This is a genomic window from Rhodococcus sp. 06-235-1A (genome assembly GCF_002258785.1).
GTDB lineage: Bacteria > Actinomycetota > Actinomycetes > Mycobacteriales > Mycobacteriaceae > Rhodococcoides.
Genome location: NZ_NOYI01000025.1, coordinates 32,387 through 54,873, shown reverse-complemented (window position 1 = coordinate 54,873; position 22,487 = coordinate 32,387). Strand labels below are relative to the sequence as shown.

The 22,487-nt window shown below is 64.7% G+C and carries 23 protein-coding genes and 1 pseudogene; 13 read left to right on the top strand and 11 right to left on the bottom strand.

The annotated features are described in order from the left end of the window. The first annotated feature begins 387 nt into the window (after nt 1-387). Nucleotides 388-1,708 (top strand): annotated as a pseudogene (locus tag CH275_RS23470) (DUF222 domain-containing protein). 307 nt (nt 1,709-2,015) lie between these two features. Here the strand turns inward: CH275_RS23470 and CH275_RS23465 are convergent. Then, on the bottom strand, nt 2,016-3,071 hold the full coding sequence (locus CH275_RS23465; protein WP_094680628.1) for an iron-siderophore ABC transporter substrate-binding protein: 1,056 nt from the start codon (nt 3,069-3,071) through the stop codon (nt 2,016-2,018). 102 nt (nt 3,072-3,173) lie between these two features. Between CH275_RS23465 and CH275_RS23460 the strand changes: the two genes are divergently transcribed. Together CH275_RS23460 and CH275_RS23455 are read left to right on the top strand one after the other, a co-directional pair. Further along, nucleotides 3,174-3,998, top strand: a complete 825-nt coding sequence (locus CH275_RS23460) for an SDR family NAD(P)-dependent oxidoreductase (RefSeq protein WP_094680627.1) — start codon at nt 3,174-3,176, stop codon at nt 3,996-3,998. After that, complete coding sequence (locus CH275_RS23455) at nt 3,995-4,489, top strand: SRPBCC family protein (protein WP_094680626.1); 495 nt, start codon at nt 3,995-3,997, stop codon at nt 4,487-4,489. The genes CH275_RS23460 and CH275_RS23455 overlap by 4 nt, the downstream gene beginning before the upstream one ends. 3 nt (nt 4,490-4,492) lie before the next feature. On the opposite strand, the gene CH275_RS23450 is transcribed toward CH275_RS23455, so the two are convergent. Next, a complete protein-coding gene (locus tag CH275_RS23450) occupies nt 4,493-5,002 on the bottom strand; it encodes a mycothiol transferase (RefSeq protein WP_094680625.1) in 510 nt (169 codons plus the stop codon). A gap of 100 nt (nt 5,003-5,102) precedes the next feature. On the opposite strand from CH275_RS23450, the gene CH275_RS23445 reads away from it, so the two are divergent. Together CH275_RS23445 and CH275_RS23440 are read left to right on the top strand one after the other, a co-directional pair. Further along, the gene (locus tag CH275_RS23445) at nt 5,103-6,137 is read left to right on the top strand and encodes an NADPH:quinone reductase (RefSeq protein WP_094680624.1); all 1,035 of its coding nucleotides are present in this window, start codon (nt 5,103-5,105) and stop codon (nt 6,135-6,137) included. A gap of 331 nt (nt 6,138-6,468) precedes the next feature. Then, nucleotides 6,469-6,837, top strand: coding sequence for a hypothetical protein (locus CH275_RS23440; protein WP_094680623.1), 369 nt, complete (start codon nt 6,469-6,471; stop codon nt 6,835-6,837). A 34-nt stretch (nt 6,838-6,871) separates the two neighbouring features. Here the strand turns inward: CH275_RS23440 and CH275_RS23435 are convergent, their stop codons facing one another. From CH275_RS23435 to CH275_RS23430, 3 genes are all read right to left on the bottom strand, one after another. Next, on the bottom strand, nt 6,872-7,333 hold the full coding sequence (locus tag CH275_RS23435) for a hypothetical protein (RefSeq protein ID WP_094680622.1): 462 nt from the start codon (nt 7,331-7,333) through the stop codon (nt 6,872-6,874). Nucleotides 7,334-7,658: 325 nt separating this feature from the next. Beyond that, nucleotides 7,659-7,799, bottom strand: coding sequence for a hypothetical protein (locus CH275_RS29640; RefSeq protein WP_179276306.1), 141 nt, complete (start codon nt 7,797-7,799; stop codon nt 7,659-7,661). A 73-nt stretch (nt 7,800-7,872) separates the two neighbouring features. Further along, nucleotides 7,873-8,346, bottom strand: coding sequence for a phosphoribosyltransferase (locus tag CH275_RS23430; protein ID WP_094680621.1), 474 nt, complete (start codon nt 8,344-8,346; stop codon nt 7,873-7,875). Nucleotides 8,347-8,429: 83 nt separating this feature from the next. Here CH275_RS23430 and CH275_RS23425 point away from each other — a divergent pair, with 83 nt between their 5' ends. The 3 genes from CH275_RS23425 to CH275_RS23415 all read left to right on the top strand — a co-directional run bounded on the left by CH275_RS23425 (nt 8,430) and on the right by CH275_RS23415 (nt 11,121). Further along, on the top strand, nt 8,430-9,098 hold the full coding sequence (locus CH275_RS23425; RefSeq protein ID WP_094680641.1) for a class I SAM-dependent methyltransferase: 669 nt from the start codon (nt 8,430-8,432) through the stop codon (nt 9,096-9,098). Between the two features lie 9 nt (nt 9,099-9,107). Next, nucleotides 9,108-9,470: a VanZ family protein gene (locus CH275_RS23420; RefSeq protein ID WP_094680620.1), complete on the top strand. Its 363-nt coding sequence runs from the start codon at nt 9,108-9,110 to the stop codon at nt 9,468-9,470. 229 nt (nt 9,471-9,699) lie between these two features. Beyond that, entirely contained in the window at nt 9,700-11,121 is a 1,422-nt protein-coding gene (locus tag CH275_RS23415) for a stealth family protein (RefSeq protein ID WP_094680619.1), read from the top strand. On the opposite strand, the gene CH275_RS23410 is transcribed toward CH275_RS23415, so the two are convergent. Then, nucleotides 11,118-12,029, bottom strand: a complete 912-nt coding sequence (locus CH275_RS23410; RefSeq protein ID WP_094680640.1) for a phosphodiesterase — start codon at nt 12,027-12,029, stop codon at nt 11,118-11,120. The two genes, CH275_RS23415 and CH275_RS23410, sit on opposite strands and share 4 nt — an antisense overlap. A 159-nt stretch (nt 12,030-12,188) precedes the next feature. Here CH275_RS23410 and CH275_RS23405 point away from each other — a divergent pair, with 159 nt between their 5' ends. Further along, nucleotides 12,189-12,998, top strand: coding sequence for an alpha/beta hydrolase (locus CH275_RS23405; protein ID WP_094680618.1), 810 nt, complete (start codon nt 12,189-12,191; stop codon nt 12,996-12,998). A gap of 75 nt (nt 12,999-13,073) precedes the next feature. Here the strand turns inward: CH275_RS23405 and CH275_RS23400 are convergent, their stop codons facing one another. Both CH275_RS23400 and CH275_RS23395 read right to left on the bottom strand, forming a co-directional pair. Beyond that, complete coding sequence (locus CH275_RS23400) at nt 13,074-14,201, bottom strand: acyl-CoA dehydrogenase family protein (RefSeq protein WP_094680617.1); 1,128 nt, start codon at nt 14,199-14,201, stop codon at nt 13,074-13,076. Nucleotides 14,202-14,217: 16 nt separating this feature from the next. Further along, a complete protein-coding gene (locus tag CH275_RS23395; RefSeq protein WP_094609740.1) occupies nt 14,218-15,393 on the bottom strand; it encodes an acyl-CoA dehydrogenase family protein in 1,176 nt (391 codons plus the stop codon). Between the two features lie 78 nt (nt 15,394-15,471). Between CH275_RS23395 and CH275_RS23390 the strand changes: the two genes are divergently transcribed. Genes CH275_RS23390 through CH275_RS23375 form a run of 4 tightly spaced genes read left to right on the top strand, consistent with a single transcriptional unit; the run spans nt 15,472 to nt 18,796 of the window. Next, entirely contained in the window at nt 15,472-16,026 is a 555-nt protein-coding gene (locus tag CH275_RS23390) for a histidine phosphatase family protein (RefSeq protein WP_094680616.1), read from the top strand. Between the two features lie 14 nt (nt 16,027-16,040). Further along, complete coding sequence (locus CH275_RS23385; RefSeq protein WP_037172278.1) at nt 16,041-16,523, top strand: RidA family protein; 483 nt, start codon at nt 16,041-16,043, stop codon at nt 16,521-16,523. A 39-nt stretch (nt 16,524-16,562) separates the two neighbouring features. After that, on the top strand, nt 16,563-18,053 hold the full coding sequence (locus CH275_RS23380) for an ABC transporter permease subunit (RefSeq protein WP_094680615.1): 1,491 nt from the start codon (nt 16,563-16,565) through the stop codon (nt 18,051-18,053). Then, nucleotides 18,050-18,796 (top strand): amino acid ABC transporter ATP-binding protein, encoded by a 747-nt coding sequence (locus CH275_RS23375; RefSeq protein ID WP_094680614.1) that lies wholly within the window; start codon nt 18,050-18,052, stop codon nt 18,794-18,796. Before CH275_RS23380 ends, CH275_RS23375 begins: the two co-directional genes overlap by 4 nt. 70 nt (nt 18,797-18,866) lie before the next feature. Here CH275_RS23375 and CH275_RS23370 read toward each other — a convergent pair whose 3' ends face one another. From CH275_RS23370 to CH275_RS23360, 3 genes are read right to left on the bottom strand one after another with little or no spacing between them, the layout of a single operon-like run. After that, nucleotides 18,867-20,930: a xanthine dehydrogenase family protein molybdopterin-binding subunit gene (locus CH275_RS23370; protein ID WP_094680613.1), complete on the bottom strand. Its 2,064-nt coding sequence runs from the start codon at nt 20,928-20,930 to the stop codon at nt 18,867-18,869. Further along, nucleotides 20,927-21,922, bottom strand: coding sequence for an FAD binding domain-containing protein (locus tag CH275_RS23365; RefSeq protein WP_094680612.1), 996 nt, complete (start codon nt 21,920-21,922; stop codon nt 20,927-20,929). Before CH275_RS23365 ends, CH275_RS23370 begins: the two co-directional genes overlap by 4 nt. Further along, on the bottom strand, nt 21,919-22,419 hold the full coding sequence (locus CH275_RS23360; protein WP_094680639.1) for a 2Fe-2S iron-sulfur cluster-binding protein: 501 nt from the start codon (nt 22,417-22,419) through the stop codon (nt 21,919-21,921). Before CH275_RS23360 ends, CH275_RS23365 begins: the two co-directional genes overlap by 4 nt. Between the last annotated feature and the right edge of the window lie 68 nt (nt 22,420-22,487).

The window sequence follows — 22,487 nt, the reverse complement described above, 5'->3', positions numbered from 1 at the left end:
GGTATCAACCACGCAACGCCCACTGCGCCGGCGGCGACGCAGAGACGCCGAGATCGGAACCGGCCGCCTTCAAGGTTCCTGCCGCAGCCGCCCAGCCGACCCAGCCCATCGCACCCAATCGTCGCTGCAGAATGACACTGCCGCAGAACTCGGCGTCTCGCCCAAACCCGCATGCGGACGACCTTCAGGATCGGCGGTCCAGAGGAACGCACCAAAGTTCGGGTGTGCACTTTTCGCCCACAATGGCCGAGACATCCGATCTTCGGGTGCCGACGGTCCCTTACCACGACGCACCGACAGGTTCAGGATCGCGAATAGTTAAGCGGGGCAATAGTTTCCGATTGCACTATGGTTGTCAGTCGAACGCGCGTTCGATACACTTGGTCCATGACGACGGAGATCTGGCAACTGAGCGAGGCAGAACTCCTCGCCGACGCCGCCGCGGTCTCCCACCGGATTCAGTTGTTGGAGGCCCGGCGGATCGCTCTCGTCGCCGAGATCGACACCCGCGTGAGCCGGGAGAAGCTCGGTTTCCCCGGCCCCGCCGGCTGGCTGACATCCACCACCCTGCTCACCCCCAGCAAAGCCAACAAGATCGTCGCCCTCGCCCGCGGACTGAAGAACTTCCCCGACATCGCCGAGGCCATCGACACCGGCAGCATCACCGTCGACCACGCCGCCTTGATCCTTACCTTCGCCGAAACCCCACCCAAGAACCTCCCCCAAGCCGGGCAGGACATGGCCAGGAAGGCGATGATCACCGCTGCCACCGGACCCGAAAGCACGCACCGACCGGATCCGCGAAGCCATCACCAACCTCAACGACAGATTCGGCGGCAAAAAGCCACCTCCCGAGGACACCGACCGCAACGAACTCTTCGCCTCCAAGACCTTGAACGGGCGGCTGGTACTCAAAGGAGACTTCGATGCGATCACCGGCGAGAAGCTGCTCACCGCACTCTCACCGTTGACCGAACCACGACCCGCCGCCGACGGCACCCAAGACGATCGCAGCCCCGCGAGGCGCAGAGCCGACGCCTTCGGACACATCCTCGACCAATACCTCGCCTCGAGTGATCGACCCATCGAAGGCGGTGAACGCCCGCACCTGAACCTGCACATCAGCCTGCGCGATCTCACCGACCTCCGCGACAGTGCTGACGTCGATGACATCGCCGACGACGAGAACACCCGCGCTGCAGACGAATCCGATGACGACGGCCACCCTGCCACGGATCGCGGCGCATACAGGGACCTGTTCGGCGACGGCACCACCGTCGGGTGGCTGCCCTGGATGGGACCACTGTCCCGCAACACCTCCCGGCAACTCGCCTGCGACTGTGTCCTGACCGCCATCGTCATGGACGAGCACGGATCCCCGATCAACCTCGCTCGCACCGCCCGCACTGTCACCGCCAAACAGCGCAAAGCCCTCATTGCGAGAGATCACACCTGCGCTTTCCCCGGCTGCGGAAAACCCGCCGCCTGGACAGAGGCGCATCATATTTGGCATTGGGCCGATGGCGGCCCCACCGACATGAACAACCTCGTTCTACTCTGCGGATTCCACCACCGACTCCTCCACCACAGTGACTGGGAAGTGTTCATCGGCACCGACAACCACCCCTGGTTCGTGCCACCGGCCACCGTCGACCCGTACCGACAACCCCGACCATCCCACGCCCGAGCAGGCCCCCACATCGCCTGAGCCTGCCCATACGAACCGCAGAAACAATCCAGCCCCGCACCGAGAACACGGTGCGGGGCTGGAAGAGACTGCTCGACAGTCTGATTCGGGTGAAGTGCCAAGCCATCACCGCAGTGATGCGGCACCACCTCGGGCACAGCCCGAACCTCCAACGAAGGCCAGCGTGAAGGGAGGGCGATAGAGAGCAGCCCGCGGACGCCATCTTCCGGGCTACGGCCGCCCATCTCTCGAACACGAGCTGCCAGATCGACCGTGGACTTCGGCGTTGTGCACGAGTCGCGTGGTTGCTCCGCTCCGCTCGATCAAGCTATGACGTGCCGGCGTCGAGCTTCGCGACAGCCTCGTCGATCATCGGCACGTAGCGCTCGAGTGACCACGGCACAGTCAGTGGATTGATGATGGACGACCCGGTGACGAAGGACTGATCCGTCGGCGCAACGACCGACCCGCGGGACACGGCTGGAATCTGCTTGTACGCAGGCTGATTCTCGGTGTCGGTACGGTTCTGCGGATCCGAGTAGAACGTGAAGATCAGGTCGGAGTCGTTCAGCAGATTCGCATTCTCCAAGCCGATGACCGACGAGTCGGTGCCCTCGGTCTCGTCGAGCGTGTTCACCACCGGGTCCACCTGCAACCCGAGACCGCGCACCATCGCGACGCGCTGCTCGTCGGCGAGGAACACTCCGAGCGTCCCGGGGCCTGTGTTGTAGATGTACGAAAAGCTCACGCCCGAGTACTCGGGGTGCTGGGCGGCGGCGTCGGCGAAGCGCGCCTTGATCTTGTCGATCTCCTCGGCTGCCTTCTGTTCCTCACCCATGGCCTTGCCGATCACGGTGATCTGATCTTCCCAGGTGATCGTCCACGGCTGCTCCTCGTAGGCCACCACCGGAGCGAAGGCACTGAGCTTGTCGAACTGGTCCTGGGTGATGCCGGACCACGGAGCCAGAACGAGATCCGGCTCCAGGGCGGCAATGGCCTCGATGTTCAGTTCGGTTCCGCCGGTGAATTGTTCGGGAAGCTCGGCCCCCAATTCGGTGACCGCGTCGTGTACCCACGGCAGGTAACCGGTGTCGTCGGCACCCCACGAATACTCCTCGACGCCGACCGGGACCGTACCCAGCGCGATCGCCGTCTCCGCCGAGCCCTGACCGAGCGTCACGATGCGCTCGGGCTTCTCGGTGATGACAGCCTCGCCCAGAGCCGAATCGATCGTGACGGCCGCGAAATCGCCGCCTCCTGACTGCTCGGGGTCCGCAGTGTCGGAGGACGAGCACGCACCGACCACCAGGGCCGACACAGCAAACGCGGACAGCAGGGACGCACGGCGGACAGTCTGTCGACCGGCCGATGAAGCAGACAACATGGTTACCTCTCGACAAGCAAAGGGACGTTAAAGTAAGACTAGGCTAACCTCTCAACGAGACTCAAATGCGCTGCACACGACACATTCGCTACGGTGGGGCACATGAGCCTTCCTCGTCCCGCACTCGATCGGACTGCCGTCGTGACCGGAGCGTCCTCGGGCATCGGAGCTGCTATCGCCCGCCAGCTCGCCTCCCGTGGCCACGGTGTCACCCTCGTCGCCCGACGCGCCGACAAGCTCGAAGAGTTGGCTCAGGAGATCCGAGCACGGGGAGTCCGAGCCGAAGTGCTCGCCGCAGACCTCTCCGACCGCACTGCTCGCGCCGAACTGCTCGGCCGCATCACCGATCTCGGCCTGATCCCGGACATCCTGATCAACAACGCCGGACTCTCCACTCTCGGACCTGTCGCAGAATCCGACCCCGACGCCGAAATGCACATGATCGAGGTCGACGTGGTCGCCGTCGCAGACCTCTGCACCCGGTTCCTCCCCGGCATGATCGAACGCCGACGCGGCGCACTGCTCAACGTCGCCTCGACCGCCGCGTTCCAACCGTTGCCCGGGCAAGCCGGATACGGTGCCTGCAAAGCGTTTGTGCTCTCCTACACCCAGTCTCTGACCGGTGAACTTCGCGGAACCGGCGTGACCGCCACCGCACTGTGCCCCGGACCGGTGCAGACCGGATTCGGGGAGGCCGCGGGCTTCGCGAAAGACGATGCAGAGAAGGCACTTCCATCGATCATGTGGGTGTCGGCAGAAACGGTGGCCAAGACTGCCGTCGACGACATGACCAAGGGACGCATGGTATCGATTCCCGGGCCCGCCAACCGCATCGGATCGATCTTCGCCCAGATCACTCCACGAACACTGTTGGTTCCCATGCTCACTCGTATTCACCCCGGCCTGAAGAACGGAACAACGTCGTGAAACGCGAACTCGTGGTCTCCGACAGCATCGTCGTGAACGCCGACGCAGACACCCTCTACGCTGCGATCAGCGACCCAACAAAAATGGGTCAGTGGAGCCCCGAGAACACCGGTGCAACAGTCCACGAACCCCGCGAGAGCGCCTACGTGGGAATGGTATTCGACGGTACCAACAAGCGCGGCCGGGCGAAGTGGATCACTCGCTGCACCGTCACGGCGGCCGACCCGGGCAAGACCTTCGAGTTCCGCGTCCACGCTATCGGCAAGAGCGCTCCGAAGATCAAGGGCGCGAACGCAACCTGGCGATACGACTTCGAGCAGGTCGCGGGCGGTACGAAAATCACCGAGACCTGGACCGACGACCGGACGAAGTGGCCCGACGCCCTGGCCCTCGTGTTCGACAAGATCGTCACCAGTGGCAAGACGTTCCCGCAGTTCCAGCGTCGAAACATCCGCAAGACGCTGGAGAACCTGCAGAAGCGTTACGCCTGACGGCTAAGCCTGCCGGGTGTACAGGCCGAGAACGTACGAGGCCTGCCCGGCATGCTGAAGGTCGTCGGACACCACGGACACCAGCCGCGCACCCAATGTGACCGGCGGTTCCCAGTTCTCGTCGACGATCCGGTCCAGATCGTCGGTCGAGATACTGCTCAGGTACGCAACGGTTTTCGAGTGCACGGCGTCGTGGTACTCGCGCAGCAACTCGGCACCCGAGGTGACCTGAGCGACATCGGAGGACGACTGGCCGTACCCGATGTCGGACTTGTCGAACGGTAGTCCGAAGCGCTCGAACCACGAGTCCGACGTCCAGACCTGTTCGCTCCCGGCCACACCCGCGATGTGGTCGTCCTGCACCCTCGTCAGGTGCCACAGCAACCACGCGATGCTGTTGGCGTCGGCGTCGGGTCGATACGTCAACGCGGCAGTGGGAATATCGTCCAGTACCGCGTGGACGAGTTCCTTGATCCGGCCGAACGCGTCGGTGAGCAGGTCGTTGTGATTCATGAAAGATCCATCTCTTCTCTGACAGCACTGATGACCACTCATGCATACCCCGATGAGGCCTTAGGGAACATCGGGGCGGGCCGAGCGCGTTGGAACCGATATGACTGCTCCAGCAATTGTGTACACCCGCACCGGCGATTCGTCCGTCCTCGAACTGAAGGATCGCGAGGTGACCGACCCTGCCGCAGGCGAAGTTCGCGTGCGCATCGTGGTCTCCGGCGTCAATCCGACGGACTGGAAGAACCGAACCGGCTCCGGGCCGGGTGAGAAGTTGGCATTCGACGAGGTGGTACCGAACCAGGACGGTGCCGGAGTGGTCGACGCGGTCGGCCCCGACGTCGACGGCGTCTCCGTCGGAGATCGCGTCTGGGTATACCTGGCCCAGCATCAGCGCCCGACCGGAACAGCGCAGTCCTTTGCAATCCTGCCCGCCTCACGGGTGGTGCCTCTGCCCGACGGTGTCGGGTTCGATGTGGGCGCAAGCCTCGGAGTGCCTGCGATGACGGCGCACCGCGCGTTGACCGTCTCCGAGGACGGACCCACGCGGCTGCACCCGGGCGCACTGGACGGCAAGTCGGTACTCGTCGCCGGTGGCGCAGGTGCCGTCGGACATGCCGCGATCCAATTGGCCCGCTGGGCAGGCGCGACCGTGGTGACGACGGTCAGCGGTCCGGAGAAGGGCGCACTGGCGACCGCTGCCGGCGCGCACCACGTCGTGAACTACAAGACCGGCGACGCCGCCGCCGAGATCCGCGAATTGGTGCCTGCCGGAATCGATCTCGTCGTCGAGGTCGCTCCCGCACAGAACGCCGCACTCAACGCTGCAGTAGGAGCGAACCGCGCATCGATCGCTGTGTACGCCAACAACGGCGGCGACACTGTGACATTGGACGTCCGGCCGAACATGGTGCTCAACACTCGCTACCAGTTCGTACTCCTCTACACCGTGGGAGACGAGGCTCTGCGTAACGCCGAGGCGGACGTCAGCGCCGCGGCGGCCGCAGGTGTGTTGGAGGTGGGTGAGGCCACCGGTCTACCACTGCACCGCTTCCCGCTGAGCGAGACCGCTGCCGCGCATGACGCCGTCGAGAACGGAACCGTCGGCAAGGTGCTGATCGACGTCTCCAGCGAATAATTCAGGTGATGACCGGCAACGTGGACCATGGGAAATTGATCCACTTGTCGGTCTCACGTCTCGAATGACTCTGCAGCGCGACAAATTCGGTGCCGCATCAGGTTCGATCGAGCGCACAGCGAACCGCGCCCGAAGTGATGCCCCAATCCGAAGTTCGGAGTCTAGGGCATCACTTCTTCGAAAAATGCGCAGAGACCTCAGGGACGACGGCGCAGTGCCGACCTGTTCTATGGAGCTGTGGACTGGGTCGAGAAGGAACTGAGGGTGGCCGGCTGGCACCGGTGCATGCAGCGGTGTGGGTGTGATGAGCCCTTGGGCGCTCGAGGGACCCATGTCCTCTTGGGCGCTCCTGTTGTTTCCTGCGTTCTGCGGTGCCGTGGTCGGGCTGCTGGTCGGTGTGGTCGCGGTCGGTGGGGGCCGCTACGCACTGTGGTCGAATCGCGTGTGGCCCGCGCGATCACACCAGACGTGGCGACACCGATTCGCAGTGTGCACTGCAGCAGCAGTCACGCTGGTGACCGCTCTTGCCTTGTGCTGGCTGTTCGTCGCTGCCGGCGATATCTCGACCGACGAGGACGGCTTCTCGCCCTGGTGGATCGCACTGGCAGCAATAACGGCGTCGAGTTACCTTTTCTCGTACCATCTCGCTCCTGCGCCAGACCGCACCGTCCGAACACAGGACCGTCTCGGGGAGGTCTAGTTTCCGTCCCCGCCCGAGCTCACCCTTTGGGGTGTCAGCGCGCGGGTTCTGCGATGTCGGCACGGAAGACGACGTCTACTGACCCTGTGGGCACGCTGTTGAACACATCGACCAAGATCGCGGCGGCCTGATTGGCCAACTCGACTGCCTCGGCGTCATCACCGGCCTTAGCGGTGACGGCCAAATGCGCGTTGCCGTCGTCGATGGGAGTGATCGACACCGTGTCCGAGTAATCCGCTGCGGATCCCCCGCGTTGTTCCGCGAGTTTGTCACTTACTTGCGGGAGAGGGTCGTAACCGCTTAGGTCGAGGCCAACCCCCCTGAGTGCTGGGGTATCTGCATTGGGGTCGTCGGCTTCGTCGGTGGGGTACGTCGCCGTGATGACAACGGTCGCGGTACGTGTGTACGTCACAGCGAAGGCCCACCACGCTGCAGCGACGATGCCGATACAGACGACCGCGATGGTCACCAGGCGGCGTTTCCGGGTTCCGTCCACCGGCCCACTCTAAGTGCTCGCACCCGCGGAAGCGCTGGGACAGAAGCCCCTACCGCAAGCGGCGTGAGATCGGAAAGCCCTCACACAGACCTGCGGGCACTGGCGGATCGCGAAACTCCCTGTAGAGCAGACGAACACAGATGGCCTCCGCCCTGGGAATTACGACTTCCAGGTCCACGCTCCGCCGATGAACTTGGGTCGATCATCATCGAGAGCAGAAGGAGGCTCTTTCGCAGCCCCGGCTCGGCGTACGGAGAGTGCGGCGGACCGGAACAGCTCTTCTTCAACTCCCGCGGGCAGCGGTTCCCACTCGAAGTCGACTTCGTCACCAGCGTCGAGGGTTCCGGAAGGCGTCTGGATTATGGAGGGCCTGAATGAGGCATCCGCCGGGTGTGTCGTCCGAGTCGATGATTCCCCAGCCTTCTTCGACCGCGTATCGACGCACTCGTCCCCTACTGGTGGTCATAGCTCGAACACCTTCCGTGATGAAAAAATTGGACGTGGCCGGCAACAAAGCCAGAACCGTCAGGACCGGCAGCTCAGGTGATGACCGGCAACGTGGACCATGGGAAATTGATCCACTTGTCGGTTTCTCTCCACGAATAATCCGGCTGCACAATGGTTCTCGGCTTGGTATAGATCACGGCCGACCGCACCTCGGGCGTATGCGCCTTCAGCAGGTCGATCACCAGCGCCAGGGTGCGGCCGGAATCAGCGACGTCGTCGACGACGAGCAACTTCTTGCCGACTATCGCATCGGTGTCGAGAAGCGGTTCGAGGACAACGGGATCGGGCAAGGTCTCCTCGATGTCGGAGTAGAACTCGACATTGAGGGTGCCGGCAGCCTTGACGCCCATCGCGTACGCGATCGCACCCGCGGGAATGAGTCCGCCACGGGCGATCGCGATGACGATGTCCGGAACGAACCCGTCGTCGACGATCCTTTTGGTCAGGTCGCGCGAGGCGTCTCCGAACGTCGCCCACGTCAGTACTTCACGTTCCTGTTCGGTCATGACGGACCACTCTACTCAGAATGAAATTTGCCGATCGAGCAAATTTGTTTGCGCCCGTGGACGTGAGCGGGCAGTCTCGAACCATGGCCGACCACACGCACGCTCACACTCATGCCGCCGACCGGACCCCCGCAGAACCGGACTTCGAGAACGGAGCCTTCGACGAAGCATTCTGGGACGACCTCTACAACCAACGCACCACCATCTGGAGCGGAAATCCCAACGCCGTGCTGGTTCAGGAAGCGTCCGAGCTGACTCCGGGCCGCGCCCTGGACATCGGCTGCGGGGAAGGTGCCGACTCCCTGTGGTTGGCAGGTGAAGGCTGGCGCGTGACGGGCGTCGACATCTCCGATGTTGCCCTCGGCCGCGCTCGCGCAGCACAGCAGGCCCTCGAGCCGCGGACACTCGCGGTGAACTGGCAACAGGAAGACGTTCTGGACTGGACTCCCCCGGCTGCCGCGTTCGAGCTGGTGTCGGTGCACTTCCTGCAGGTGCCACCGGACGAACTCGAACTGACCACCCGTAGGTTCGCCGCAGCCGTCGCACCGAAGGGGCGTCTGCTGATCGTCGGCCACAGTCCTAGTGACAGCCACGCCTCGCAGCATCCGGCCAAGCACCGGCTGTTCGCGCCGGAACCGGTCGTCGCGGCCGCGGGCGACGGGTTCGAGACGATCCACGCCGAACACCGCACCCGTACGACGCCGGAAGGCGATGAGCGAATCGACACGGTCGTCGTGCTGCAGCGCCGGTAGGCTCGGGCGGTGTTCTCGCCGTCGACGTATCGAATTCCCCTGGCAGCCACCTTCGTCGTCGCGCTGATCGTGCTCTTCACCCCCGCGTCCGGGGTGCCGTCGGGATTTCAGCACAGCGACAAGATCATCCACTTCGTACTGTTCGCGGCCCTCGCATACACCTCCCGTCTGGCCGGAATCGACTGGATCAGGACCGCACTGTGGGTGCTGGCGTTCGCGGTGATCTCGGAGGTCCTGCAGGCGATCCTGCCTCTGGGACGCTCCGGATCGATCGCCGACGCTCTCGCCGACACAGCCGGAGCGGCAGTGGGCCTGGTCGCGGCGAGCCGAGTTCTACCGCAGCGCGTCGGACAAGGCCCGGACCTGCACTAGACTGACGGAGTACCGGGGTCCCTCGGCCCGCGCACACTCCGGAAGGAACGCCATCACCTCGTCTTCTGCCCCGCACGATATCTACCTCGTTCCACCGGAGCACGAGACCAACGATGCCGTCACCCGAGAATCTGCCGCATCCGCAGCGCGACTGAGCGAACGCTCCGACGTCGTCAGCCACGACGGCCGCTACGCACTGACCATCACCTCCACCACCCCGCACCAGGCGATGGTCGAGGATTTGCTGTTCGTGCGCGCCGTGCTCGACGCCGCACGCATCAAGTACCTGCTCGTTCGCGGCAACGACGAACGACCCGTCATCGCCATCGAACTGGCGGCCCGCGACGCACTCACCACCGCGCTCGCGGACGCCTGCCGCGCCGAGCCGTTCTACTCCAAGACCGTCGACGCCCGCGGAAAAGCGGTGCTGGTCGCCGACGGTTCGCTCTCGCCGTCCGCGAACGCGCGAATCGTGCGCCTGTACCGTCCGCGAATCGAACCCTTCAGCGGTCTGTACTACGGCGCATCGACGGCCGTGCAGATCGAACTGTGGTCGTTCTCCCCGTCCGAGATCGTCCTACCGATCGAGAACTCGCTGACCCGACGCAACATCCGGCCCGACGAGGCCGTCCGCGGCACCGTCGAACGCTTCGGTAGAACGTGGCCGACCATCGAGAACATGTTCGCCGACCACGCGTCGGACATCAATTTCGAGATCGACATCGTCTTCTCCTGGGTCGACGGCTCCTCGGCGGAATTCCAGGCGCAGCGTGCGCGGCGGATGGCGAACTACGTCGTCGGCGAGGGCGACGATTCGGCGGCGCGCTACCGGCAGATCGACGAACTGAAGTACGCCCTGCGGTCGGTCCACATGTACGCGCCGTGGATCAGGCGCATCTTCGTGGCCACGGACTCCCCGAGGCCGGCGTGGCTCGCCGACCATCCCAAAGTGACGTTCGTGCCGAGCGAGGCGTTCTTCGTCGACACCTCCGTTCTGCCGACGCACAATTCGCAGGCCGTCGAAAGCCAGCTGCACCATATCCCCGGCTTGTCCGAGCACTTCCTGTACTCGAACGACGACATGTTCTTCGGCCGGCCGGTCAGTCCGTCGATGTTCTTCTCCCCCGGCGGAATCAGCATGTTCATCGAGGCGACGACGCGAATCGGGTTGGGCTACAGCGACGCCGATCGCAGCGGCTTCGAGAACGCAGCGCGGGTGAACCGTCGAATCCTGCAGGACAGATTCGGCATGACCACGACCCGACATCTCGAACATGCGGCAACCCCGTTGCGCCGCAGCGTGATGCAGGAAATGGAGAACGAGTTCCCGGACGAGTTCGCCTCCACCGCTGCAAGCGCGTTCCGCGCCAGTACCAACATCTCGGTGACCAACTCGCTGTACCACTACTACGCACTGATGAGCGGACGCGCGGTGGTCCAGAAAGACGCGAAGGTTCGGTACATCGACACCACGTCCGTTGCGGGCCTCGAACTGATGGAGAAGCTGCTCCCCAAGCGATCTGTCGACTTCTTCTGCCTCAACGACGGCAGCTTTCCGGAGGTCGACCTGGATCTGCGCACCCGGACCGTGACGCAGTTCCTGGACAAGTATTTCCCCATTGTCGCGCCGTGGGAACGCGAACAGCGCTAAGCGTCGCTGAACGTCTTTCGCCTCGCACTGTCAGCGATGGTGACACCGGCTGCGCTCAGCCTGCGCGCGGTCTCCTGAGCCGAGACCGGTTCTCCCACAGTGTCGTACGAGCCCGTCGGCACCACCGAGTGCACGACGGTGTCCTCGTAGACGTGGACCAGGTTGTAGCCCTGGGCACCGTCGCGACCGCGCAATCCACCGGCGGGCACGTTCAGATCCTGGGTGTAGCACGTGGCCGACGCCACCGAGACCGGGATACCCGCGAAGGTCGCGGTTGTCGAATAGTGCAGGTGCCCAGCCAGAATGGAGCGCACATCGGTCCCGCGCAACACGTCGGCCAGCCGCGGTTGATCGATCAGCTCGACCAGCACTGCGAGATCCAGCACGGTCGGCACCGGCGGATGATGCATCGCCAGGATCGTGCCGAATTCGGCAGGCGTGGCGAGAGTGTCGGCCAGCCAGGCCAATTGGTCGTCGCCGAGCTCGCCGTGATGGCGGCCGGGAACCGTCGTGTCGAGGGTGACGACGCGCAAGCCGTCGACGTCGTGCACCCGATCGATGGACTGCACGGTCGGTTCGGCGTCGAGAAGCTTCTGACGGAACGTCGCGCGGTCGTCGTGATTGCCCATCGCCCAGACGATCTGTGCGCCGAGTTCCTCGGCCACCGGTTCGACCAACGCCCGCAGCTTCTCGTACGCACCGGGCTCGCCCTTGTCGGTGAGGTCTCCGGTGAACACCAACGCGTCGGGCCGCACACCGGAGTTTCGTACGTCGGTCATCACCTGCTCGAGCCGCAACTCACTGTCCACCCCGCCGTACAACCGACCGCCACCGTCGACGAGATGCGTGTCGCTGACGTGCAACAAGCAGTGATGGGGACGTGGGTACTCGGCCATCCGAGACTTCATCGAACTCTCGCTCACGATCGGACCTACCGTTTTGCGAACGCCCGGGTCGGACGAACGCCACTGCTGCAAGCCAAGCATACGAGCGTTCACTGAGAAAAAGCTGGTCGAATCTCCGCGGTGAACACCGCACGAACTTCTGGCGTGTGACAGGTTGAGACCATGAGGAAATCGACGTGGACCGCGCTTGTCGCGACAACCGGACTGACAGTGGGCACGATGCTCGGCATCGGCGTCGCACCTGCGGCAGCGCAAGGGATGCCGACCGTGGTGCTGGTGCACGGCGCCTTCGCGGACAGCACCAGCTGGGACGGCGTTGCCGAGAACCTACGCGGCCGCGGCTACCCGGTGGTGACCGCAGAGAACTCGCTGCGAGGACCGGCCGTGGACGCGGCCTCGGTCACCGATGTGGTCGAGAGCATCGACGGGCCCGTCATCCTGGTGGGCCACTCGTACGGCGGCACGGTGATCAGTAACGTGCACGCCGACAACGTGGAGGCTCTGGTCTACGTCGCCGCGTTCATGCCCGTCGAGGGCGAACCCGTTGCCCTCGAACTCGACCCCATCCGATTCCCGGTGACCGCGCTGGTACCGCCGGTGATCGGGCTGTCGATCGTCGACGACGCGTCGAACATCATCGGTAAGAACGTCGACTCGTACATCACCCCCGCCCTGTTCCGGCCGTTCTTCGCCCCGGATGTCAGCGAGGCGCAGGCCGCTCGCATGGCCGCGCACCAGAAGACGATCGCCGCAGGCGCCCTGCTCGAGCCCAGCGGCCCACCGTCCTGGGCGCACACGCCGTCGTGGGCTCTGATCCCCCAGCAGGATCAGATCATCCCCACCTCCGCCGAACGGTTCATGGCGCAGCGGGCCGGCGCTCAGGTGACCGAAGTGCCGGGCTCGCACGCGATCCTGGTCTCCAACCCCGGTGCCGTGGCCGACCTTGTCGCCGCGGCGGATGCAGGCAGCTGACGCCCTCCCCCACGACGACCTCGGGCCCGGTCACCTTTCGAAGGTGGCCGGGCCCGAGGCGTCTTCCGACGAGAGTCAGATCCCGATCAGGTCGTGATCGGCGACCTTCGACGCCAAGATGCGCAGGTGCTCGTCGGCACCACCGAGAGTGTGCTCGATGGCCACGAGCCGACTGGTGTAGTGCCCGACCGGATATTCGGCCGTGACGCCGATTCCGCCGTGCAACTGAATCGCCTCCTGGCCGATCTTGCGACCGGAACGGGAGATCTGCAGCTTGGCGCGCGAGGCGATGGTCGGGTCGACGTTGCCGTCCGCCAACGACATCGTCGCGTACAGACTCATGCTGCGGGCGAGCTCGAGCAGCACGTACATGTCGGCGGCACGGAACGTGAGCGCCTGGAACTTGGCCAGCGGAACCCCGAACTGCTTGCGCGCCTTGAGATAATCGGTGGTCAGCCGCAGCGCCTCCTCCATCGCACCGATCGCCTCGGCACACAACGCGGCCTGAGCCCGCACCTCGGCACCGGTGATCGCCGCTGCCGCGTTCTCGGCGGTGCCGAGCGGTTCGGCTGCGACATCGACGAATTCGATCTGTGCCGCGCGCTGGCCGTCGTGGGTGGCGTAGGACTTACGCGTGAGACCGGTCGCGTCGGCGTCGACGACGAACAGCCCGGTTCCTCCGGCAGGAAGCGTGGCACTGACGACGATCACGTCCGCGCTTCCGCCGTGCGGAACCGGATTCTTGACGCCGTTGATCGACCACGATCCACCGTCCTCGGTGGCGGTGGTGGCGACCTCGATGTTGGGCCAGCGACTGCCGGATTCGTTGTGCGCGAACGCCAACATCGATGATCCCTCCGCCACCGGCGGCAGGAGCCGCGCGCGCTGCTCGGTGCTGCCGAGCTCGGAGATCAACCCGCCCGGGACGAGCACGGCGTCGAGAATCGGCTCGGGCGCGAGGCGTCGTCCGACCTCGGTCATCACGGCCATGATCTCCACGGGACCGGCGTCCATCCCTCCGTCTTCCTCACTGAACGTCAGACCCAGCAGGCCGACCTCGGCCAACTGCTTCCAGACGTCGGTGCTCCAGCCCAGTTCACCGGCAACGATCTTGTTGCGCTTCTCGGTGTCGTAGGCCCGCGTGAGCACCTCACGAGTGGTGTCGCGCAGCAGCTTCTGCTCTTCGTTGAGTTCGAAATCCATGTCTTCAGATGCTCCCTTACAGTCCGAGAATCGCCGAGGCGATGATGGTGCGCTGAACCTCGTTCGAGCCGCCGTAGATGGACACCTTGCGGTAGTTGAGGTACCCCGGTACCGAGCGCTGCGCCCAACCCTCGCTCTCGATGTCCTCGCCCGCCTCGTAGGGCAGTGAGTCCGGGCCGGCGACGTCCATCAGCAATTCGGTTGTGGCCTGCTGCAATTCCGATCCCCGCAGCTTGAGAATGGACGACGCCGGATTCGGCTTGCCGTCGTCCGAGCTGGACACCAAGCGCAGCTGCGTCAGCTCGAGGGCGAGAAGTTCGTTCTCGACCTCGGCCATCTTGGCCGCGAACAACGGGTCCTCCAGCAGCGTGCCGCTGCCGACCTTCGTCTGCGCTGCGTGCTTCTTCGCCTGTCCCAGATGCACTTTGGTGTGTCCGGCACGGGCGACGCCGGTGCGCTCGTTGCCGAGCAGGAACTTGGCGTAGCTCCAACCCTGGTTCTCCTCGCCGACGAGGTTCTCGGCCGGCACCCGAACGTTGTCGAAGAAGACCTCGTTGACCTCGACGCTGCCGTCGATCAGCTTGATGGGGCGCATCTCGATGCCGGGGGTGTTCAGATCGATGAGCAGGAAGGAGATTCCGGCCTGCTTCTTCGGCGCGTCCGGGTTGGTCCGTACGAGCGCGAAGATCCAGTCGGCGTACTGGCCGAGCGTGGTCCACGTCTTCTGTCCGTTGACGATGTAGTCGTCACCGTCGCGGATGGCGGTGGTGCGCAACGACGCCAGGTCCGATCCGGCCTCGGGCTCGGAGAAGCCCTGGCACCACCAGATGTCGAGGTTCGCCGTCTTGGGCAGGAATTTCTCCTTGAGCTCCTGGGAGCCGAACGTCGCGATGACCGGGCCGACCATCGAGGCGTTGAACGCCAGCGGCTCGGGCACCGACGCCAGCTGCATCTCGTCGAGCCAGATGTGACGCTGCACAGCGGTCCAGTCGCGGCCACCGAACTCGGCGGGCCAATGCGGCACCGCCAAGCCGTTCTCGTTGAGGATTCGCATGGTCGTGACCACCTCGTCCTTGCTCAACTCCTGACCCGTCGCACTCTTCTCGCGAATCTCGGCGGGGACCTTCGTGGTGAAGAACGTCCGCATCTCGTCACGGAACGCGGCCTCTTCTTCTGTGAGGGCAAGATTCATCGACAATCCTCCAAGCTCGTTCGCGTATCTTCGTATCGACCGTACTCCCTGGTAACTCTGGGATATTCTCCGCTCACTATGACTTTTCTGGCACTGGTTCGGCACGGTGAAACGAACTGGAATCTGCACGGGCGTCTGCAGGGCTCTTCGGACATTCCTCTCAACGACACCGGCCGTGCTCAGGCCCGCGAGGCCGGCTACGAACTCGAGTACCGCCCGTGGGACCACCTGGTCAGTTCACCGTTGATCCGAGCAGCCGAAACCGCCGACATCATCGGAGCACATCTCGGCCTGACCCGCACCGCCGAGTTCCCTGATCTGGCCGAACGGCACTTCGGCGAGGCCGAGGGATTCACCGACTGGGACGCCTATTCGCACTGGCCGAACGGCATGTACCCGGGCTTGGAGCCCCGCTCCGACCTGATCGTGCGAGGCGTGCGCGCCGTCGACGACATCGCCTCGCGCTACCCGGACTCGGCGGTGATCGCGGTGGCGCACGGTGGCGTCATCCGAGCGATCTTCGACGCGATCCGGCGCCGCCACTCCCCGCGCATCCTCAACGCGGGCGTCTCCACACTCGAACACGACGGTTCTCGCTGGACCGTTCGCACCATCAACGGTGTGGCGGTCTGACAGGATTTTCGTTCATGGAGATCGAACGCCGCATCACCGAGCTCGGCTTCACGCTGCCCGGGGAACCGACCGCGCCGCCCGGCTTCGAGTTCTCGTTCGAGTGGGTGCGGGTGCGCGGCAACCGGGTGTTCGCCTCCGGTCATTCACCACTGGCACCCGACGGAACACTGGCAGGACCGTTCGGTGCGGTTCCGTCCCAGGTGAGTCTGGACGCCGCCACCGACGCCGCGCGTGACACCGCATTGGCCCTGCTCGGTAGCGTCGCCCGCGCCGTCGGCGATCTCGACCGAATCAGCGCCTGGCTTACCGTCACCGGGTCGGTCAATGCCGATCACGGCTTCACCCAGACCACGACGGTCGTCAACGGCTTCTCCGATTTGGTGCTGGCGATTTTCGGTCCCGAGATCGGTGCGCACGCGCGCACCGCACTCGGGGTGGCAGCACTGCCGATGAACAACACCGTGGTGGTGTCAGCGGAACTGGAGATCGACGGGTAGGTTTTGCTGCACTCGTAGTTACGGCGAAAGCAGGCGCGGATGGTGCGCAGATCGACTCTTGCTCTGGTCGCGATCCTGATCGCCATACTGGGGCTGTCCGGGTGCAGTTCGTCCTCACAGTCACTGCTGGACCGTGTGAAGGACGAGGGCGTACTGGTCGTCGGTACCGAGGGCACCTACAGCCCGTTCAGCTATCAGGGCGCGGACGGCCAGCTCACCGGATACGACATCGACGTCATCAACGCGGTCGGTGCCGAACTGGGGGTGCGGGTCGACTTCGTGCAGACCCCGTTCGACTCGATCTTCGCCGGCCTGCAATCCCAACGCTTCGACCTCATCGCCAATCAGGTCTCGATCACCCCGGCCCGGCAATCGACCTACGACCTCTCGACGCCCTACACGGTGTCGGAGGGCCAGATCCTCACGGCCGCAGACGACTCCACCATCACGTCTCTGGCCGACCTGGCCGGCAAGACCACCGCCCAATCCTCGACGAGCAACTGGGCCGAGGTCGCGGCGAACGCAGGCGCGAACGTCGAAGCCGTGGAGGGATTCGTCCAGGCGGTCACGCTCGTCAAGGACGGCCGCGTCGACGCCACCGTCAACGACTCCCTCGCCATCGCCGAATACCTGCAGCAGACCGGCGACACCGGCGTGAAGATCGCAGGCGAGACCGGCGACACCACTCTGCAATCGTTCGTGGCTCGCAAGAACAGCGGGCTGATGGACGAGGTGGACACAGCCATCGACACGCTGCGCGAGAACGGCACCATCGCCGAGATCTCGAAGAAGTACTTCGGTAGCGACGTCGCTGCACCGACAGCGGACACCGTGGTTCCGGTGAGCGAGGACGCATCGTCGACGGCCCCGTCGAAGATGCAGTTGGTGCTCGACAACCTGTGGCCGATGCTCAAAGCCACTGTCACCATGACCATTCCGCTGACCGCCATCAGCTTCGTGGTGGGACTCGTCATCGCCCTCGCGGTCGCGTTGGCTCGAATCTCGTCGATCACGCCGCTCGCCGCGGTAGCCCGGTTCTACGTCTCGATCATTCGCGGCACCCCTCTGCTGCTGCAGCTGTTCATCATCTTCTACGGCCTACCGCAGTTCGGCATCGTGATCTCGCCCTTCCCGGCGGCGGTCGTCGCGTTCTCGCTCAACGTCGGTGGCTATGCCGCCGAAGTCATCCGCGCAGCAATCCTGAGTGTCCCCAAGGGCCAATGGGAGGCCGCGCAGACCATCGGCATGGGGTACCGAACCACGTTGCAGCGCATCGTGCTTCCGCAGGCACTGCGCACCGCGGTACCGCCGTTGTCGAACACGCTGATCTCGCTGGTCAAGGACACCTCGCTGGCGTCGACCATCCTGGTGACCGAGCTGTTGCGCGTCGCACAGCTCGCGGCAGCACCGACCTTCGACTTCTTCACCCTCTACACCGTTGCAGCGCTGTACTACTGGGTGATCTGCATCGTTCTCTCCTTCTTCCAAGGCAAGCTCGAAGTCCGACTCGACAGGTACGTGGCGAAATGACAGACCTGCTGGAAGTATCCGCACTGAAGAAATCGTTCGGGCCGCTCGAGGTGTTGAAGGACATCTCGTTCACCGTGCCGTCCGGCACAGTCACCGTCATCATCGGCCCGTCCGGATCCGGCAAGACCACGGTGCTCCGCACGTTGAACGCACTCGACCGAGCCGACGCAGGCATCATCCGAATCGGCGAGGTGTCGGTGGATTTCGCTCAGCCCGTCGGCGCGCCGCAACTGCGTCACTTCCGCGCCCAGAGTGGCATGGTGTTCCAGAGCCACAACCTGTTTCCGCACAAGACGGTGCTGCAGAACATCATCGAGGGACCGGTGATCGTGCAGAAGCGCGCCAAGGACGACGCCGTTCGCGACGCGCACGCAATCCTCGACCAGATCGGTCTCGACGCCAAGTCCGACCAGTACCCGTTCCAGCTCTCCGGTGGCCAGCAACAACGCGTCGGAATTGCCCGAGCTCTGGCGCTACGCCCCAAGCTGATGCTGTTCGACGAGCCCACCTCGGCACTCGATCCCGAACTGGTCGGCGAAGTACTGGGCGTCATCAAAAACCTTGCCGCCGAGGGCTGGACGATGGTGATCGTCACCCACGAAATCCGCTTCGCCCAACAAGTCGCCGATCAGGTGCTGTTCATCGAGAACGGCGTCGTCCTCGAACGCGGCACGCCGGAGCAGGTGCTCGTGAACCCGACCGAGCCCCGCACCCGACAGTTCCTGCAGCGAATTCTGGCGTAGAGCGCTGCGCGCATGTGAGTGGAACTTCGTAGCAGGGGTCGAGTTTCCACTCACATGCGGCGGAGCCGCTCTAGAGGTGTGGCAGCACCTTGTCCAGGGTGATCGGCAGGTCGCGGACTCGGACGCCGGTGGCGTTGTAGACCGCGTTACCGATGGCCGCCGAGGAACCGACCGCGCCGATCTCACCGATTCCCTTGCCGCCCATCGGCGCGAGTTCGGTATCGACCTCCTCGATCCACACGGCCTCGAGATCGGTGACGTCCGCACATGCCGGAATGTGGTATTCGGCGAGATCATGATTGGCGAACCCGCCGAACTCGTGATCGACGACGCCACTTTCCATCAGCGCCATCCCGAGCCCGAACGTCATACCGCCGATGAGCTGAGACCTGGCCAACCGCGGATTCATCACCGCGCCGATGCCGAACACACCCAGCATCCTGCGTACCCGCACTTCACCGGTGTCGATGTCGACGGCCACCTCGGCGAACTGGGCACCGAAGGCCATGCGAGCCAATTCTTTCTGACCCTCGACGTCGTCGGTGGTGTCGGCCTCGGCCGAGTTTCCCGGTTCGTACGAACCCTGTGATTTCAGCGCATGGCAGACCTTGGTGACGGCCCAGCCCCACGACGAGGTGCCCGAGGAGCCGCCGGCTCCGGGAGCTTTGGGCAGAGCACTGTCGCCGAGCTCGACGGTGACGGTGTCCGCATCGACGTCGAGGGCATCGGCTGCGATCTGGCGCAGCACGGTCCGCGCGCCGGTACCGATGTCCGACGCGGCGACGGACACCGTGATCGTGCCGTCCTGCTCCACTCGCGCCGACGCGGTACTCGGCGAGATCAACACCGGGTAGCTGGCCGTCGCGACTCCCATGCCGACCAGGGCGTTGCCTTCTCTGCGCTGACCGGGCGTGGAATCGCGGCGGTCCCAGCCGAACTTCTCGGCTCCTTCACGGAGGCACTGCACCACACTGCGTGAACTGAACGGGTTCCCGCTTGCGGGGTCGACGTCCGGCTCGTTGCGAATGCGCAACTCGATCGGGTCGATGCCGGTGGCCGCGGCCAGTTCGTCGATGGCCGTTTCGACGGCGAACATGCCCGGTGCTTCGCCGGGTGCCCGCATCCACCGCGGCGTTCCGACGTCCAGCTTCGCGAGTCGGTGGGTGGTGCGGCGATTGGGGGCCGCGTAGATGTGCCGAGTCGATTCGGAGGTCTGCTCGCAGAACTCGAAGATCGTACTGGTCTGCTGAAACGAATCGTGCGCGATCGCCGTCAGTGCGCCGCTCGAATCAGCACCCAGGCGAACATGATTGAGCGTCGGCGTGCGATAGCCGACCACGTCGAACAGCGCCTGCCGCGGCAAGACCAGCTTGACGGTGCGGCCGGTCGCCCGCGCCGCCATCGCCGCGAGGATCACGTTGGGCCGCGTACTGCCCTTGGCTCCGAAACCGCCGCCGACGTTCTCCGCGATCACTCGAACGTTCTCGGGCTCGAGGTCGAAGGCCGTGGCGAGGTCGCCCTGAACACCCGACGGTGCCTGCGTCGAATCCCAGACCGTCAGCACGCCGTCGGACCACGTCGCTGTGGTGGCATGCGGCTCCATAGGACTGTTGTGCATCGGCGCGGTCGAGTACCAGTTGTCGACGACGTGCTCGGCCGCTGCCAGCGCCGCGTCGGGATCGCCGATCGTGACATCGGTGGGAAACCCTGCGTTGACGGACTCGGGTGCGTACAGCGAGCTGTGCTCGGCCGTCAGCGTGTTGTCGGGAGCGCGCACGTGGCCGTACCGCACCTGCACGCGGGCTGCAGCGGCGCGGGCATCCTGGAGGGTGTCGGCCACAACGACGGCCACGATCTGACCGCGATAGGCAACGGTGTTCGACTGCAGCACATGCAGTTCGGCGTCCTCGACCTCGCCGAGCTTCTCGGCGTTGCCGTGCCAAAGAACGGCGTGCACCGAAGAGTCGGTGCCGAGTTCGACGTGTTCGACCGTCCCGGCCGGAACCGTCGCGGGCACGTACCAGGCGTACAACTGGCCGGTGATCGGCGGCTGCTCGGCGGCGTACCGAGCACGACCGGTGACCTTCGCAATCGATTCGGTGCGCTGAATCGATTGTCCGATCGATGCTGTCATGCCCGAGCTCCCGATTCTGTGAGTGCGACCAAGGTTCGAGCGACCAGATTGGTCACCAGCGGCACCTTGAATGCGTTGTCACGCAACGGCTCTGCCGCATCCATCTCCTGGGTCATCGCCCGGCGGAACGACGCCTCGTCGGCGGCTCCACCCAGCAGGACCTGCTCAGCGGTACGAGCGCGCCACGGCTTGTGCGCGACGCCGCCCAACGCGATCGACACCCCGCGCACGATTCCGTCCTCCACGTCGAGTACAGCAGCAACGGACGCAACCGCGAAGGCGTAGGACTGCCGATCCCGCACCTTCCGATAGGTGGACACGGCGGTGTCGTCCGGCTTCGGAATCTCGATGGCCGTGACGATCTCGTCTCGTGTGACCGTGTTGTCGCGCTCGGGCTCGTCACCGGGCAATCGGTAGAAGTCGTCGATCGAAAGGACGCGCTCACCGTCGACTCCGCGAACGACCACGCGCGCATCGAGGGCCGACAGTGCGACCGCCATGTCCGAGGGATGCGTCGCCACGCATTCCTGCGAGGCCCCGAGGATGGCAAGGTTTCGGTGCTCGCCCGTCCGCGCCGGGCAGCCCGAGCCCGGTTCGCGCTTGTTGCACGGCTTGGATGCGTCCATGAAGTACACACACCGAGTGCGCTGGAACAGGTTTCCGCCTGTGGTCGCCATGTTGCGCAGTTGACCCGAGGCACCGGAGAGTACGGCGCGTGAGAGCACCGGGTAGCGCTGACGCACCACCGGATGCACGGCAAGATCACTGTTGGTCACCCCGGCACCGATACGAAGCGAACCGTCCTCCGCCACGTCGATGTCGTGCAACGGCAAACGCGTCACATCGATCAGCGTCGTCGGGCCCACGACACCGAGCTTCATCAGATCGACGAGGTTGGTACCTCCACCGAGCAGCATCGCGTTCTCGTCGTCGGCGAGACGGGCCACGGCGTCGTCGATTGCGGTGGCCGCGCCGTACTCGAAGGTCCTCACGATGCGTCCTGAACGGCCGGAACGATGTTGGCGTAGGCACCGCACCGACAAAGGTTGCCGCTCATACGTTCTCGCACTTCACCGGAGTCGAGATCGACATCCGTGGCCTCGAGGTCCTCGGTGACCGCGCTCGGCCAGCCCTGCTTGGCCTCGTCGATCACAGCGACCGCCGAGCAGATCTGCCCGGACGTGCAGTAGCCGCACTGGAACGCGTCACGATCGACGAATGCCTGCTGCACCGGGTGCAGCGTGTCGCCGTCGGACAGTCCCTCGACCGTGGTGATCTCGCGATCCTGCTGCGCGACAGCGAACGTCAGGCAACTGTTGATCCGGCGACCGTCGACCAGAACGGTGCAGGCACCGCACTGCCCGTGATCGCACCCCTTCTTGGCCCCGATGAGGTCGAGGTTCTCTCGTAAAGCGTCGAGCAGGGTGGTTCGGGTGTCGCAGTCGATCTCACGATCGGTGCCGTTGACACGCAGAGTGACATTGGTCATGCACCAGCGGATACCCGAGGCCGGATCCGCCAAACGCTCGCGCTGGGGTCGTGAGCGGAACTTCGTAG

What these genes read in the sequence shown, in the direction of transcription:
- CH275_RS23465 (WP_094680628.1), bottom strand. Translation starts at nt 3,071, where the DNA reads ATGTTGTCTGCTTCATCGGCCGGTCGACAGACTGTCCGCCGTGCGTCC.
- CH275_RS23460 (WP_094680627.1), top strand. Translation starts at nt 3,174, where the DNA reads ATGAGCCTTCCTCGTCCCGCACTCGATCGGACTGCCGTCGTGACCGGA.
- CH275_RS23450 (WP_094680625.1), bottom strand. Translation starts at nt 5,002, where the DNA reads ATGAATCACAACGACCTGCTCACCGACGCGTTCGGCCGGATCAAGGAA.
- CH275_RS23445 (WP_094680624.1), top strand. Translation starts at nt 5,103, where the DNA reads ATGACTGCTCCAGCAATTGTGTACACCCGCACCGGCGATTCGTCCGTC.
- CH275_RS23440 (WP_094680623.1), top strand. Translation starts at nt 6,469, where the DNA reads ATGTCCTCTTGGGCGCTCCTGTTGTTTCCTGCGTTCTGCGGTGCCGTG.
- CH275_RS29640 (WP_179276306.1), bottom strand. Translation starts at nt 7,799, where the DNA reads ATGACCACCAGTAGGGGACGAGTGCGTCGATACGCGGTCGAAGAAGGC.
- CH275_RS23430 (WP_094680621.1), bottom strand. Translation starts at nt 8,346, where the DNA reads ATGACCGAACAGGAACGTGAAGTACTGACGTGGGCGACGTTCGGAGAC.
- CH275_RS23425 (WP_094680641.1), top strand. Translation starts at nt 8,430, where the DNA reads ATGGCCGACCACACGCACGCTCACACTCATGCCGCCGACCGGACCCCC.
- CH275_RS23415 (WP_094680619.1), top strand. Translation starts at nt 9,700, where the DNA reads ATGGTCGAGGATTTGCTGTTCGTGCGCGCCGTGCTCGACGCCGCACGC.
- CH275_RS23410 (WP_094680640.1), bottom strand. Translation starts at nt 12,029, where the DNA reads ATGAAGTCTCGGATGGCCGAGTACCCACGTCCCCATCACTGCTTGTTG.
- CH275_RS23405 (WP_094680618.1), top strand. Translation starts at nt 12,189, where the DNA reads ATGAGGAAATCGACGTGGACCGCGCTTGTCGCGACAACCGGACTGACA.
- CH275_RS23400 (WP_094680617.1), bottom strand. Translation starts at nt 14,201, where the DNA reads ATGGATTTCGAACTCAACGAAGAGCAGAAGCTGCTGCGCGACACCACT.
- CH275_RS23395 (WP_094609740.1), bottom strand. Translation starts at nt 15,393, where the DNA reads ATGAATCTTGCCCTCACAGAAGAAGAGGCCGCGTTCCGTGACGAGATG.
- CH275_RS23390 (WP_094680616.1), top strand. Translation starts at nt 15,472, where the DNA reads ATGACTTTTCTGGCACTGGTTCGGCACGGTGAAACGAACTGGAATCTG.
- CH275_RS23385 (WP_037172278.1), top strand. Translation starts at nt 16,041, where the DNA reads ATGGAGATCGAACGCCGCATCACCGAGCTCGGCTTCACGCTGCCCGGG.
- CH275_RS23380 (WP_094680615.1), top strand. Translation starts at nt 16,563, where the DNA reads ATGGTGCGCAGATCGACTCTTGCTCTGGTCGCGATCCTGATCGCCATA.
- CH275_RS23375 (WP_094680614.1), top strand. Translation starts at nt 18,050, where the DNA reads ATGACAGACCTGCTGGAAGTATCCGCACTGAAGAAATCGTTCGGGCCG.
- CH275_RS23370 (WP_094680613.1), bottom strand. Translation starts at nt 20,930, where the DNA reads ATGACAGCATCGATCGGACAATCGATTCAGCGCACCGAATCGATTGCG.
- CH275_RS23360 (WP_094680639.1), bottom strand. Translation starts at nt 22,419, where the DNA reads ATGACCAATGTCACTCTGCGTGTCAACGGCACCGATCGTGAGATCGAC.